The sequence below is a fragment of the Novosphingobium sp. AAP1 genome (genome assembly GCF_001295765.1).
Taxonomy (GTDB): domain Bacteria; phylum Pseudomonadota; class Alphaproteobacteria; order Sphingomonadales; family Sphingomonadaceae; genus Novosphingobium; species Novosphingobium capsulatum.
In genome coordinates, this window is record NZ_LJHO01000001.1 from 611705 (window position 1) to 625483 (window position 13779).

At 65.1% G+C, this 13779-nt stretch carries 13 protein-coding genes and 1 tRNA gene; 3 read left to right on the top strand and 11 right to left on the bottom strand.

From position 1 onward, the window contains the following. The first annotated feature begins 59 nt into the window (after positions 1–59). The 3 genes from IP65_RS02675 (at position 60) to IP65_RS02685 (ending at position 4176) form a co-directional block, all read left to right on the top strand. Positions 60–869, top strand: coding sequence for a GNAT family N-acetyltransferase (locus tag IP65_RS02675; RefSeq protein ID WP_231627522.1), 810 nt, complete (start codon positions 60–62; stop codon positions 867–869). A 61-nt stretch (positions 870–930) separates the two neighbouring features. Further along, a tRNA-Pro gene (locus IP65_RS02680) sits at positions 931–1007 on the top strand. Between the two features lie 460 nt (positions 1008–1467). Next, positions 1468–4176 (top strand): TonB-dependent receptor, encoded by a 2709-nt coding sequence (locus tag IP65_RS02685; RefSeq protein ID WP_054130651.1) that lies wholly within the window; start codon positions 1468–1470, stop codon positions 4174–4176. Between the two features lie 88 nt (positions 4177–4264). Here IP65_RS02685 and IP65_RS02690 read toward each other — a convergent pair whose 3' ends face one another. The 11 genes from IP65_RS02690 to IP65_RS02740 form a co-directional block, all read right to left on the bottom strand. After that, the gene (locus tag IP65_RS02690; RefSeq protein WP_028657496.1) at positions 4265–5002 is read right to left on the bottom strand and encodes a GntR family transcriptional regulator; all 738 of its coding nucleotides are present in this window, start codon (positions 5000–5002) and stop codon (positions 4265–4267) included. Positions 5003–5178: 176 nt separating this feature from the next. Then, positions 5179–6024 (bottom strand): fumarylacetoacetate hydrolase family protein, encoded by an 846-nt coding sequence (locus tag IP65_RS02695; protein ID WP_022674981.1) that lies wholly within the window; start codon positions 6022–6024, stop codon positions 5179–5181. Further along, positions 6021–6368, bottom strand: coding sequence for an L-rhamnose mutarotase (locus IP65_RS02700; RefSeq protein WP_054130652.1), 348 nt, complete (start codon positions 6366–6368; stop codon positions 6021–6023). Before IP65_RS02700 ends, IP65_RS02695 begins: the two co-directional genes overlap by 4 nt. Position 6369: 1 nt before the next feature. Further along, entirely contained in the window at positions 6370–7695 is a 1326-nt protein-coding gene (fucP, locus tag IP65_RS02705) for an L-fucose:H+ symporter permease (protein ID WP_082349717.1), read from the bottom strand. A 60-nt stretch (positions 7696–7755) separates the two neighbouring features. Continuing rightward, a complete protein-coding gene (locus IP65_RS02710) occupies positions 7756–8499 on the bottom strand; it encodes an SDR family oxidoreductase (RefSeq protein ID WP_054130653.1) in 744 nt (247 codons plus the stop codon). Then, on the bottom strand, positions 8496–9722 hold the full coding sequence (locus IP65_RS02715; RefSeq protein WP_054130654.1) for a UxaA family hydrolase: 1227 nt from the start codon (positions 9720–9722) through the stop codon (positions 8496–8498). The genes IP65_RS02710 and IP65_RS02715 overlap by 4 nt, the downstream gene beginning before the upstream one ends. Continuing rightward, on the bottom strand, positions 9722–10048 hold the full coding sequence (locus tag IP65_RS02720) for a UxaA family hydrolase (protein ID WP_054130655.1): 327 nt from the start codon (positions 10046–10048) through the stop codon (positions 9722–9724). Before IP65_RS02720 ends, IP65_RS02715 begins: the two co-directional genes overlap by 1 nt. After that, positions 10029–10853, bottom strand: a complete 825-nt coding sequence (locus IP65_RS02725) for an amidohydrolase (RefSeq protein WP_054130656.1) — start codon at positions 10851–10853, stop codon at positions 10029–10031. The genes IP65_RS02720 and IP65_RS02725 overlap by 20 nt, the downstream gene beginning before the upstream one ends. Then, positions 10850–11854, bottom strand: coding sequence for an aldo/keto reductase (locus tag IP65_RS02730; RefSeq protein ID WP_054130657.1), 1005 nt, complete (start codon positions 11852–11854; stop codon positions 10850–10852). The genes IP65_RS02725 and IP65_RS02730 overlap by 4 nt, the downstream gene beginning before the upstream one ends. 105 nt (positions 11855–11959) lie before the next feature. After that, complete coding sequence (locus tag IP65_RS02735; RefSeq protein WP_054130658.1) at positions 11960–12769, bottom strand: IclR family transcriptional regulator; 810 nt, start codon at positions 12767–12769, stop codon at positions 11960–11962. 81 nt (positions 12770–12850) lie between these two features. After that, positions 12851–13705: a rhodanese-related sulfurtransferase gene (locus tag IP65_RS02740; RefSeq protein ID WP_082349718.1), complete on the bottom strand. Its 855-nt coding sequence runs from the start codon at positions 13703–13705 to the stop codon at positions 12851–12853. Positions 13706–13779: the final 74 nt, after the last annotated feature.

The window sequence follows — 13779 nt, forward strand, 5'->3', positions numbered from 1 at the left end:
TTCTGCAAAACCGGCGTCATGCCCGTGCGCTATCGCGTTCCGAACGGAGGGCGCGTTCGATGGGCGAAGTGATCGGAATGGACAAGCGGCAGCGGCGTCTGGCCGTGCGGTTGGCGCGCGACGGCGCCGATCTCGTGGCAGTGCAGAAGCTGCGCTGGCAGGTCTTTTTCGATGAAATGGGCGCCCAGGCCCACGGCTTGCTCAGCCAGCTTGACGCTGATCCCTATGATGCGCTGTGCGATCATCTGCTGGTGATCGATGAAGACCAGCCCGGCACCACTGTGCCCGATGGCCAGGTCGTGGGCACCTATCGCCTGCTGCGCGAAAGCGTGGCGCGGGCGGCGGACGGGTTTTACAGCGCCGGCGAATTCGATCTTGCCCCGTTGATGGCCGGTGAAGGCAGGGTCGGCGGCGAACTGCTGGAACTGGGCCGGTCCTGCGTGCTGCCGACCTTCCGCACCAGCGCCACGATTTCCCTGCTCTGGCGTGGCATCGCCGATTACATCGCCGCCCATGACATCGGCCTGATGTTCGGCTGCGCCTCGTTTTCCGGCATCGATCCCGATGCCCATGCCGCCGCGCTCTCGTTGCTGGCCCACACCTGCCTGGCCCCGGCAGAACAGCGCCCGCAGGTGCGGCCCAATGCCCGCTGCGCCGTGCCGCTCGAACGCCTGCCGCGCGGCAGCTATGACGAGCGCCGCGCGATGCTGGCGCTGCCCCCGCTGATCAAGGGCTATCTGCGTTGCGGCGCGCGCTTTGGCGATGGCGCGTTCATCGATCACGCGTTCAACACTGTCGATGTCTGCGTCGTCCTGCCGGTGGAACAGATCAGCCAGCGCTACGCCACCCGCTTCAGCGTGGCAGCATAATCCCCGGCTGCAACTTCGCGCTTGCACGCAACGCCCTGCAAACCTAAGGGCATGCTCGTGTCGGGGAGTAGCGCAGCCTGGTAGCGCATCTGCTTTGGGAGCAGAGGGTCGCAGGTTCGAATCCTGTCTCCCCGACCATTTCCATCATCTGACATCGCCAAGCCATACCGCCCCACGCCAGGGGCGGTAGCGGCGAGCATTCTTGCGTGAGGCGCACCGGCGCCATCGCCCCGCGCCACGCCGCGCAAAACAGTACCAATCAACAACTGGTTCTTATTCACACCGCCAGCGCCGCCCCGCGCTGATTCGCGGTGCCATCGGCGTTTGCGCGTTTCACCCGCCGGAATGACAGCGCCGTCCATCATTTTGGGCAACAATTTTTATATATAAATTTCATTCTCATAGAGAGAATATGAAACATATTGAAGACATTTCCAATTTTTTCCTGGATTCTCGAAGTGTGACATATAACATATGCATAACCAAATGGGGGTTTGGTAACAAAATGGGCCTCATCCCCAGACGGGAAAAGTTACGTGGCCGAACCGGGCTTCGGCGAGGGATCAGCGCGGTGCGCTGAAAAACTGGGGGAATGGGAATGAACGTGCGGCGCTTCCTTTTGATCGCCACAACCGCGATGGTCGCCATGCCGATTGCGGCGCAGGCGCAGACCGCTGCGGAAGGACCGGGCGAAACCGCTTCCAGCAGTTCGGGCGATGGTTCGGGCATCGTTGTCACCGGCATCCGCGCCAGCTTGCGCAACGCCATCGAGATCAAGCGCAACGCCAACTCGATCGTCGACGTGATCAGCGCCGAAGACGTGGGCAAATTCCCGGATAGCAACGTGGCGGAATCGCTCTCGCGTCTGCCGGGCATCACGGTCGACCGTCAGTTCGGCGAAGGCGAGCAGCTGTCCATCGCTGGGGTGGAGCCCGCGCTCAACCGCCTGACGATCGACGGCCACTCGGTCGCCTCGGCCGACTGGGGCGGCAACCCGTCCGACCGTTCGAGCCGCAGCTTCAACTACTCGCTGCTTTCGCCGGCGATCATCAGCCAGGCCGTCGTCTACAAGACTCCCGAGGCGCGCCTGCAGGAAGGCGCCATCGGCGCCACCGTCGATGTCGTCACGCGCAAGCCACTCGATCTGGCTGCCAACACCATCCGCTTCAACGGCGGCTATGAATACAACGACCGCGCCAAGCGTGGCAGCTTCCGCGGCGGCGGCCTGTACAGCTGGAAGAACGATGACGAAACCATCGGCATCCTGGCAGCGGTGAACTACGACAAGGAGCAGCTCAGCCGCGCCGGCGTGGCCGTGTACTGGTATCGTACCGGTCAGGCCCTGCTCGATAACGCGCCCGCCACCGCCACGGTCAACGGCAAGCCGATCTCGGCCCTGTCGGCCACCGAACGCGCCGATTTCTCCGACGCCCGCTTTGCCTCGTTCCTGGCGCGCGAATTCTTCAAGCAGGATCGCGAACGCCTGGGCTTCAACGGCGCGATCCAGCTCAAGCCGGCCGACAACCTCGTGCTGACCGCCACGGGCCTGGTCATTCGCGGCAACTACGACAACGTGTCGAATTCGATGTATACCTACGGGTATGAAGGCTCGCGCCTGATTTCGGCCAAGTATGGCAACGGCCTGGTCACCGAAGCGACGTTCTCGGGCATTCCGGCTGGCCAGACCGGCGCCACCGGCCAGCTCGATACGCTCTATCGCCGCACCCGCATCAAAAACGACACCTACTCGCTGGCCTATGACTGGAAGCCGGAAGGCTGGGCGATCACCGGCAATGTCGGCTACACCCGCGCCTCGGGCGGCAAGGATCCCGAATACCTGCTCGATTTCCGCACCCAGCAGGGCTTCACCTCGGGCGCCAATGGCCGCAACACGATCGTCAACTGGGACCGCCCGGCCACCGATCCCACCAAGTGGCTGAGCAACTACACTGCGCTGGGCGGCGAAAACGTCACGGCCACCGATGGCCGCAAGTTCTTCGGCCGGCAGATCGGCGGCATTCCCACCCAGTCAGGCTTCACGGTCGACAAGGAATGGTACGGCGAAGCCAACTTCGTGCGCGACATCAACGTCGGCCCGTTCAACAAGCTGCTGTTCGGTGGCCGCTACAGCTCGCACCAGAACAGCAATACCACCTACAGCAACGCGATCTTCACCAACCAGAACTACACGCTGGCCGATCTTGACTACAACGTGCTGAACTCGGGCCTTTACAATGGCCTGGGCACCTCGGGCAACGGGGCGCCCTATGTCGGCATGGACAAGGACGGGATCATCGCCACGCTGAAGAAGTATGGCAACTTCACCGACGATCGCGGCCTGTCCAAGGGCGATTACTGGCTGGTCAACGAGCGCATCAAGGCAGCCTATATCCAGGCCAACTTCGAAAGCGGCAAGCTGCGCGGCAACATCGGTGGCCGTTTCGTCAGCACCAGCGTGGAATCCAACTTCTACGCCCAGAGCGGTTCGACCGTGAACCTGGTGCAGTACAACAAGACCGACAACCGCTTCCTGCCTGCCCTCAACGTGATCTACAATGCCGGGCAGAGCGTGGTGCTGCGCGGTGCGGTCGCCAAGGTCATGGCGCGTCCGCGCTACTCCGACCTTGCCGGCTATCTCTCGCTCGATGACAGCACGCTGAGCGGCGGCGGCGGCAACCCCGACCTCAAGCCCTATCTCGCGACCAACTTCGGTCTTTCGGCCGAGTGGTACTTCGCCCCGTCCAGCTTCCTCTCGGGCGAAGTGTTCTACCGCGATATCAGCAACTACGTTGGCAACGAAACCCTCGACACCACGCTGACCAACCCGATCACCGGCCAGACCCGCACCTATGCGATCTCGCGCCCGGTCAACGGCGGCAAGGCAACCGTCACCGGTTTCTCGCTCTCGGGCAATACCAACCTGATCTGGGGCTTCGGCATCCAGGCCGCCTACACGTTTGCCGATGCAGACACGCAGGCGTCCACCGGCCTGCCGTTCCTGTCGCGCAACACGATCCAGATCTCGCCCTACTATGAAAACGGGCCGTTCCAGGCGCGGGTCAGCTACAACCGTCGCTCGAAGTACTTCTACCGCTTCGGCCGCCAGCAGTCGCAGGACTATACCGACGCCTATCGCCAGCTCGATGCGCAGATCTCGTATACCATCAACGATCACGTGCAGGTGACGGCGACCGCCTCCAACCTGCTGGACGAAACCTATTACCAGTACAGCTCCGATCCCAAGGCGCCCACGTCGGTCTACAAGAACGGCCGCGTGTTCTCCGCCAGCGTGACCGGGCGCTTCTAAGACCCTGAAAGCCACAACCCTTGCGTGGTATGGCCCGCTTCCTGAAAGGGAAGCGGGCCTTTTTTCTGCAAGATGTGCTGGGCGCCGATCAGCCGGCGTTCAATTCCGCGACCACGTCATAGGCATCGCCCCGGTAATAGGACTGGGTATATTCCACCGCGCGTCCATCGCCCAGGAACCCGCGCCGCTCGATCAGCAGGCCAGCGTGGCCGGTTTCCACCCCCAGGCGCCGCGCCTGCTCCCCGGGGAACGGCATGGCCCGCAGCCGTTGCAGCGCGCGCACCGGGCGGTTGCCCTCGGCTTCCAGCGCGGCATAGAGCGAATCCTTGACGGCATCGATCCCCGCCAGGCAATCGGCGGCAATGGTCGAGGTTTCGAACGCCATCGGCACGTCATCGGCAAAGCGCAGGCGTTGGAAGCGATAGACCTGCCGCCCCGGCGACAGTCCCAATGAAAGCGATTCCTCGGGCGTGACCAGCCCCGCCGAGCGCGACAGCCATTCGCTGCTCGGCTTGCGGCCCCGCGCCAGCATGTCTTCGGAAAATGACGAGAGCTTGGAAAAGCTCTTTTCCACGCGCGCAGCCACATAGGTGCCCGAACCACGCCGACGCACCACCAAGCCTTCCTGCGCCAGGCCATCGATCGCCTTGCGCACGGTAATGCGCGACACGCCATATTCGAGAGCCAGATCCCGTTCGGCCGGGATCATGTCATCCTGGGTCAAGACCTTGGTCTCGATCGCCTGGCGCACCAATTGCTGAAGCTGCAAATAGAGTGGCGCGCGCAGATCTTCGCGCAATCGACCAACTCTCTGCACGAAGGACATCATGTTCGCCTCGAAACCACGCGCTCGTATTATTCGGCCAGACTAGAGTACCGACCCTTTCGAGACAACTGGCATCATAGGTTACATATTGGGCCGTACCGCCACGCAAAAGCCGCGCCAGGCGCAAAGGCCCGGCGCGGCTTGCATGCTGCGCATAATTGAAGCGCCAGCCCGGTTCAGGGCGCGGCGACAACCACCTGGCGCTGGGTGCCGAGCTTTTCGATGCCCAGTTCCACCACATCGCCCACGTCGAGGAACACCTGCGGGTTGAGGCCCAGGCCCACGCCGGCGGGCGTGCCGGTGGTGATGATATCGCCGGGCTGGAAGCTCATGAACTGCGACATGTAGCTGAGCAGGAAGGCCGGCTTGTAGACCATGGTGCGGGTGGAACCGTCCTGGTAGCGCTTGCCGTTGACTTCCAGCCACATCGCCAGTTCGCCAGGATCGCCCACTTCATCGGCGGTCACCAGCCAGGGGCCGATCGGGCCAAAGCTGTCGCAGCCCTTGCCCTTCATCCACTGGCCGTGGCGCTCGATCTGAAATGCCCGCTCCGACACGTCGTGGCACACGAAATAGCCGGCGATCGCGGCGCGTGCGGTGTCCTCGTCGGCATAGCTGACATGGCTGCCCACCACGAACGCCAGTTCCACTTCCCAATCGAGCTTGGTGCTGCCGCGCGGCTTGATAACCGGATCGTTCGGCCCGCAGATCGCGCTGGTCGCCTTCATGAACGCGACCGGCTCGGGCGGCACGGTAGCGCCAGTTTCGGCGGCATGGTCGGAATAGTTGAGGCCGATGCACACGAACTTGCCCACGCCGGCCACGCACGGCCCCAGGCGGCCAGGCTGCTCCACCGCCGGCAGCGTAGCGGGATCGATCGCGCGCAACTGGTCGAGCACGGCGGGCGAGAGCGTATCGCCGGCAATGTCGGCGACTACGCCGGACAGGTCACGCACCACTCCCTGGGCATCGAGCAGGCCGGGGCGTTCTGCCCCGGGGTTTCCAAAACGCAGCAGCTTCATGCTTGGTCCTTTGTGTCTAAATGATCGGCCAGATTGAAAATGCGATGGGCCGCCAACCATTTCACCCCTGGCGGGGCGGCGTCCAGCGGCTTTTGCAGTGGGTCCATAGTGCGCTCCCACGCATGTGAGTCAGCGCTGGCTACGCGATCTGCGGCGGGGGCATCGCCGGTGGTTTCGGTAATCATCACCAGGCGATCGGCCACGCGATAGATTTCCATCACGCGCACGCCCGATCCGACAATGTCGGCAAGCACGCCAGCCGGCACGCGGCCCGGCTGGTGCCAGGCATCATAGGCGGCAGCCACACCCGCGTCTGCCAGGTCGAGCAGGAAAACCTCGCGCATGTCAGCCTCTTTCCTGTGCCACGGCGCGGGCCGCCTGCGTGCCAAACCATGCCACCACCAGGAAGCTGGCCAGTGGCACGACCATGCCGGTCTTGAGCGAATGGAGATGATCGCCAATCAGCCCGACCAGCGGCGGGAACACCGCCCCGCCAATGATCGCCATGATCAGCAGCGAGGAACCGAGCTTGGTCTTGCTGCCCAGGCCCGAGACGCCCAAGGCAAAGATCGTCGGGAACATGATCGACATGAAGAAGCTCGACAGCCCCAGCGCGATCACCGCCGTCCACCCGCTCGCCATGATGGCAACGGCACACAGCCCGGCCGCGATCACCGCAAACAGCGTGAGCAGCCGCACCGGTGGCACCCGCTTCATCAGCGCGGTGCCGGCAAAGCGCCCGGCCATGAACGCCATCAGGCTATAGCCCAGCAGATGCGCCGCGCGCATTTCACCGATGCGCGTGGCATCCTGGGCAAAGTTGATGAAATAGCTCCAGATCGAAACCTGCGCGCCGACATAGAAGAACTGCGCGATCACCGCCCTGCGCAGCAAGGGCGCGGCGGCAAGGCTGCCGCCCTCCCCCTGCGCCGGCTCGTCCACGGCGGGAAACCGCGTCAGCCGCACGACCAGCGCCAGGAACAGCACCAGCAGGCCAAGGCCAAGATAGGGCAGTTGCACCGCCAGCGCTTCCTGCGTGCGATAGGCCGCCACTTGCGCCGGGGCCATTGCCGCCAGCTGCGCCGGCGTGCGCTCCACCCCGGAAAAGATCAGCGCCCCGCCCACGAACGGCGCCACGAAGGCCCCCAGCCCGTTGAAACTTTGCGCGAGGTTGAGCCGCCGTGCCGCCGTGCTGGCCGGCCCCATCACCGTGATCAGCGGATTGGCCGCCGTTTCCAGGAAAGCCAGGCCCGCCGCAATGATGTAGAGCGCCCCCAGGAAAAAGCCGAACGCCTGGACATGCGCGGCCGGCCAGAACAGCAGCGCGCCCACGGCATAGAGCACCAGCCCGATCAACAGCCCGTTGCGATAGCCCACGCGGTTCATCACCCACCCCGCCGGCAGGGCAAAGGTGAAATAGCCGCAATAGAACGCGGTCTGCACCAGGCCCGACTGCATCCGCGTGAGATCGAGCGCCTTTTGAAACTGCTTGATCAGGATATCGTTGAAATTGTTAGCCAGGGCCCAGAGGAAAAACATCGAGCAGACCACGGCAAAGGCCACCCGCGCGCCGCGTGCCACCAACGGCAGGGCGCGCTGGGTGTCCGCGGATGCACGGTCGGCAGGGCCGCTTTGTTCCTGGTCGCTCAAGCCGATGGTGATCGGGGCCATGGTAACCTCTCGTTGGATTATGTTCTGGTTTGCAGGGGGCGGCAGCGTCGCTGCGGGCGATCAGCTGTTGGCCCAGCCGCCATCGATGATGTGGCACTGGCCGGTGGTAAAAGCGGCGGCATCGCTGGCGAGGTAGAGCGCCAGCGCCGCGATTTCCGCCGGATCGCCAATACGGCCCATTGGCTGGCGCGCCTTGAACGCAGCCATGGCCGCATCGAAATCGCCGGTGGCGGCCAGGCGCTGTTCCAGCGAAGGAGAGTGCACAGTGCCGGGGCAGATCGCGTTGCAGCGGATGCCCTGCTGCACGAAATCGGCCGCCACGGCCTTGGTCAGCCCGACCACCGCCGCCTTGCTGGCGCCATAGGCAAAGCGATTGGGCACGCCGATCACCGATCCGGCGACAGAGGCCATGTTGATGATCGACCCGCCGCCCCGCGCGATCATGCCAGGCAGCAGCGCACGGATCAGGCGGAACATCGCCGTGACGTTGAGATCAAAGGCAAAGGCCCAGTCATCGTCGCTGCAGTCCAGGATCGTGCCGCCGTGCACCACGCCGGCGCAGTTGAACACGATGTCAAAACCATCCTCTTGCGCGGCAAGCGCGGTGATGGCGGCGGCATCGGTCACGTCGAGCACAGCGGTGCGACAGCCGGGCAGCTCTTCGAGCGCGGCAGGATTGCGATCGAGTGCCAACACATCGGCCCCGGCATCGCGAAAGGCTTCGGCACTGGCGCGGCCGATCCCCTGGCCTGCGCCAGTCACGATCGCGCGCTTGCCGGTAAGGTCGAACGGGTGATGCGTCATGTCAGGGCTCCTGCACGGTGGGCCAGCGGCAGGCATCCCGGACCGCTCGGCTCGAATTGCTTGTAGGTGAGAATGAATTCCTGGTGGCCCAGCGCTTCTGATCGGGTCTGCGCCCCGGCAGCGACGGCCACCACCTGATCGAAGATCTCGGTGCCCACCTCGTCCAGCGTGGCCTTGCCATGCAGGATGCGCCCGGCATCCACGTCCATGTCTTCGGCCAGGCGGGCATAGGTTTCGGGATTGGCGCAAACCTTGATCACCGGGGAAACCGCCGATCCCACCACCGAACCGCGCCCGGTGGTGAACAGGATCAGGTGGCAGCCCGAGGCGATCATCTCGACGATTTCGGCGTTGTCGGAAATGTTGGGAAAGCCAAAACGCACCTCCCCATCGGGCACCACGTCCATGAGGTAAAGCCCCGGCCCGCCGGTCCGCTCGCCCGGGCGGATCAGCCCGGAAATGGGCGAGGCGCCCGACTTGGAATAGGCGCCGAGCGACTTTTCCTCCTGGGTGGTCAGCCCGCCATCGGCATTGCCGGGGGCAAAGCTGCCATAGCCGAGCGTGGCATAATAGCGGGCGGCCTTGGCCACGCAGGCCTCGATCTCGTCACCCAGTTCCGGCGTCACCGCGCGCGCGGCCATGACCTGCTCGCACCCGATCAGCTCGCCGGTTTCCTCGAAGATGCAGGTGGCACCCTCGGCCACCAGCATATCGAAACAGCGCCCCACGGCCGGATTGGCAGTGATGCCGCTGGTGCCGTCAGATCCACCGCAGATCGTGCCGACCACCAGTTCCGACACGGCCATGGGCACGCGCGGGGCCTGCTCGGCCGCGGCGCGCAGGCGGGCGACCGCTTCTCGGCCGGCATCGATCGTGGCGCGGGTGCCGCCGGCCTGCTGGATCACCAGGGTTTCCACCGGCCGGCCGCTGGCCGCAACCTGCGCGGCCAGGGTCTGGCGGTCAAAGCCTTCGCAGCCCAGCGAAATCACCAGCACGCCGCCCACATTGGGGTGGGTGGCAATCGCCGCCATCATCTGCGCGGCATAGCTGTTGGGATAGCAGCCGGGAAAGCCGGCCAGTTGCACATCGGGATCGTCGATCGCGCTGACGATGCGCCGCGCCACATGGTGGGCGCATTCCACCAGATAGGCGACGAGCACCACATTGCGCACGCCCTTGCGCCCATCGGCGCGCAGGAAACCCTGGATGGGGTGATGCTGCATCACTTGCTGCCTTTCGTGCTGGCATCGCGGCCATGGGCGGGAATGTAATCGCTCGCCAGGTTGTGGGAATGAACGTGGCCGCCGCGTGGGGTCGCTGCCTTCATGCTGCCGATCGGCGCGCCATAGCGCAGCACCTTGTCGCCGACGGCCAGGTCATGGCGGGCAATCTTGTGGCCCAGCGGCACGGCCTGGGGCAGCGGCACCGCCACGCCATCGATCGTCACGATCTCGCCCAGCGCGGCATCGCGAATACACACCAGCACATTGTCTGCCGGGTCCAGCAGCAGGAACGCTTCCTGCGCCAGATCAGCTTGTGGCGAGACCATAAAACCCAACCCCGTTGTGCAGGAAAACCTGCGCCTGTTCCGTTTCATTGAAACCCGAAAGCAGCCGGCGGCACTGCGCCAGCCAGTCGTGATAGTCCCCGGCCAGATGCAGCACCGGCCAATCGCTGCCCCAGATCACGCGATCCGGGCCAAAGCAGGCCAGGATGTGATCGACATAGGGCGCGATCGTTGCATCGTCGGTTTGGCCGCCGGCTTCGGTCCACAGGCCAGACAGCTTGCACCAGACATTGCCATGGCCAGACAGCGCGGCCAGTTCATTGGCCCAGGCAGCATAGCCATGGCTGGCAATATCGGGCTTGCCCGCATGATCGAGCGCGATGCGCAAGGCGGGATGGCGCGCGGCCAGCTGGGCGATCACCGGCAGTTGCGGCGCCCGCACCAGCGCATCGAGGCACAGCCCATGCCGGGCCATGGCATCGAGGCCATCGGCCACGTCGGCGCGCAAGATCCAGCGCGGATCGTCGAGCCCCTGCAACATCGGGCGCAACCCCTTGAGCAGTGGCTCCTGCGCCAAAGCGGCAATCTGGGCGGCCGCATCGGGCGCGGAGAGATCGGCCCAGCCGACCACGCCGCGCACCAGCGGATGATCCTGCGCCAGGCGCAGGAGCCACGCGGTTTCGGCCGGATCGGGCGCGGCTTGCACCAGCACCGTGCCCCAGACCGCTGCGTCTGCGGGAAAATCAGCCGGCAAAAAATCGCGATGGATCGGCGCGAGATCGGCCGTGGGCCAATCCGTGAATGGATTGGCCAGTGCCCAGAAATGCTGGTGGCCATCCAGGATCATGCCAGGGCGCCCTGCCCGCGTTCGGCAACGGGCACTGGTGCTGCGGGATCGAGCAGCCCTTGCGCCACCAGATCGGCCCACAGCGCCGGCGGGATCGGCGTTGCCGCCAGGGCCAGGGCGCTGTGCACCTCGGCGACGCTGGCCAGGCCCGGCAGCACGGCGGCCACCGCCGGGTGCGCCTGGGGAAAGGCCAGCGCGGCAGCGGCCAGGCTCACCCCGTGGGCCTCACAGACCGCCTCGATCTGCGCCACGCGGTCCACCACGGCGGCCGGCGCGGGGGCATAGTTGTAATGGAACGGGCCAGGGCCACGCGTGCCGCTGGCCAGGATGCCGCTGTTGAATATCCCGCCCAGCAGCACTTTGGCGCCATGATCCAGGCATTGCGGCAGGAAGGTATGCAGCGCCTCCTGCTCCAGCAGGGTATAGCGGCCGGCCAGCAGGAAACGGTCCCAGCGCCCGATGGCCATGGCCGCCAGGCACACGTCCCACTCGTTCACGCCCAGCCCGATCGCACCCACGACGCCTGCCTCGCGCAGCTGCGCCAGCGCGCGATAGCCGCCCTCGGCCAGATCGCGAAAATGGCGGGCGGCGTCTTCGCCATGCGTCACTTCGCCGATATCGTGCACCAGCAGGATATCGATGCGGTCCAGCCCCAGCCGATCAAGGCTGCTTTCAAAGGCGCGCATCACCCCGTCATAGGAATAATCGAACCGCACGCGGTAGGGCAGCGGGTCGGCAAAGCCATGGCGTTCGGCCGCGCCTTCCAGCGAGGCATCGTATTCCAGCAGGCGGCCGACCTTGGTGGAAATCACATAGTCGGCGCGTGGCTTGCCGCGCAGAAACGCGCCCAGCCGCTGTTCGGAAAGCCCCAGGCCATAATAGGGCGCGGTGTCGAACAGGCGGATGCCGCCGTCCCATGCGGCGGCCAGCGTCGCCTGCGCCTGATCATCGGGGATGGCGCGATAGAGATTGCCCAGCGCTGCGCCGCCAAATCCCAGCATCCCGCCCAAACTCCTACCGCCGCGCCATGGTGGCCAGCTCGCTCCTCTCACATACAAAAATAGCTTTCATATTTGCAAGGGCGATGTTTACCGCCCGCCTTGCGCTCACACCCGGCTGTCGGCGGTGGACAGCAGCTCGGATATCTGCCGCGCGGTTTCCACCAGGTGGCCAGTCGCCTCGTCCATGGTCTTTTGCAGATTGCCGTGATGAATGAACGGCACGGTCAGCGCCGCCGCCGCGCGATCGCCGCGCATGATCGGGGCGGAAATATCGCTGATGCCGTTCACGAACGTGCTTTGCGCCTGCGCGTGCCCTTGCGCGGCGGCGGCCTTGGCGGCCTTGACGAACGCGGCAATCTCGCCGCGATCGGTTGCAGGGGAAAGCTGTGCCAGCCAGGCCTGCTGTATATCGGCCGGCTGGTGGCCGAACAGCACCACGCCCGATACCGACCGGTGCAGCGCCAGGCGGTGGCCGATGCGCACCGAAAAGCCGATCTGCTCGTTCGATTCCATGCGCGCCACCACCACGATCTCACCCCGCGTGTGGAACACCAGATGGCACGACTGGCCGACGTCCATCGCCAGTTGGCGCATGCGCGGCAGCGCCACTTCCACCAGGTTCTGCGTGGGCGGCTGGCGCATCGCCATGGTGAACAACAGGTCGGTCAGGTAATAGCCGTCGTTGGCGCCGTCCTGTTCGACAAAGCCGCGCGCCTGCAGCACCTGCACCATGCGGAACATTTCCCCCTGCGAGCGGCCCAGGCGCTGGCAGATTTCGGTCATGGTCATCGCCCGGCCGGAATTGACCAGCAACTCGATCACGTCGAGCCCTTTTTCCAGCGCCGGCGCGCGATAGCGGTTGCCGGTGCCACGGCCTTCATCGTCGCCCTGCGGCATGCCCGGAATGTCGTTCAACTGGAAAGATCCTCAACCCTGTTGCGGTATCATGCGATGCTATCGCCTGGCGGCACGGCTCGGCAAGGGGCGCAGCCACACTCAGGCGTCGGCGTCGCCGCTGCCTTCGCCATGGCAGGCCGGGCACGACACGCCCGCACGATAAAGTGGCGATTGCTGGCCCGCCGCATCCACCGGCCGGCCGCACGGCCCGCACAGCACATGGCTGCCCGGCTTGAGACCATGGCCGATCGCCACGCGCTCGTCGAACACGAAGCATTCGCCCTGCCACAGGCTTTCTGTCTCGGGCACCTGTTCCAGGTAATTGAGGATGCCGCCCTTCAGGTGATAGACCGCATCCACCCCCTCGCCCTTGAGAAAGGCAGTCGATTTCTCGCAGCGGATGCCGCCGGTGCAGAACATCGCCACGCGCGGCTGGCGCCCCTGCCCCAGCAAGGCATCGCGCTGTTGGCGGAACCAGGCGGGAAACTCGCGAAAACTGCGCGTTTGCGGGTCGATTGCCGCGGCAAAAGTGCCCACCGCGACTTCGTAATCGTTGCGCGTGTCGATCACGATGGTGTCGGGATCGCTGATCAGCGCGTTCCAGTCGTGCGGATCGATATAGGTGCCAACGCTGGCCAAAGGATCGATCCCATCGACGCCCATGGTCACGATCTCGCGCTTGAGGCGCACTTTCATGCGGGCAAACGGCATCGTCGCGGCGGTGGAATACTTCACGTCGAGCCCGGCACAATGCGGCAGGCTGCGCACATGCGCCACCACGGCGGCGATCCCCGCCGCGCTGCCGGCGATCGTGCCGTTGATCCCCTCGCCCGCCAGCAGCAGCGTGCCTTTGACGCCCTGCTCATCGCACAGTTGCAGCAGCGGCGCGCGCAGCGCGGCCGGATCGGCAAAGGGGGCAAACTGATAGAGCGCGGCAACAGTGATCGGGTCCATGGCGACGCCCCCATAAACCCTTAAGCAGGGCGCTGGCTATCCCGCACTTGCCCTGGCCCCGCCTGGTGTGAAAG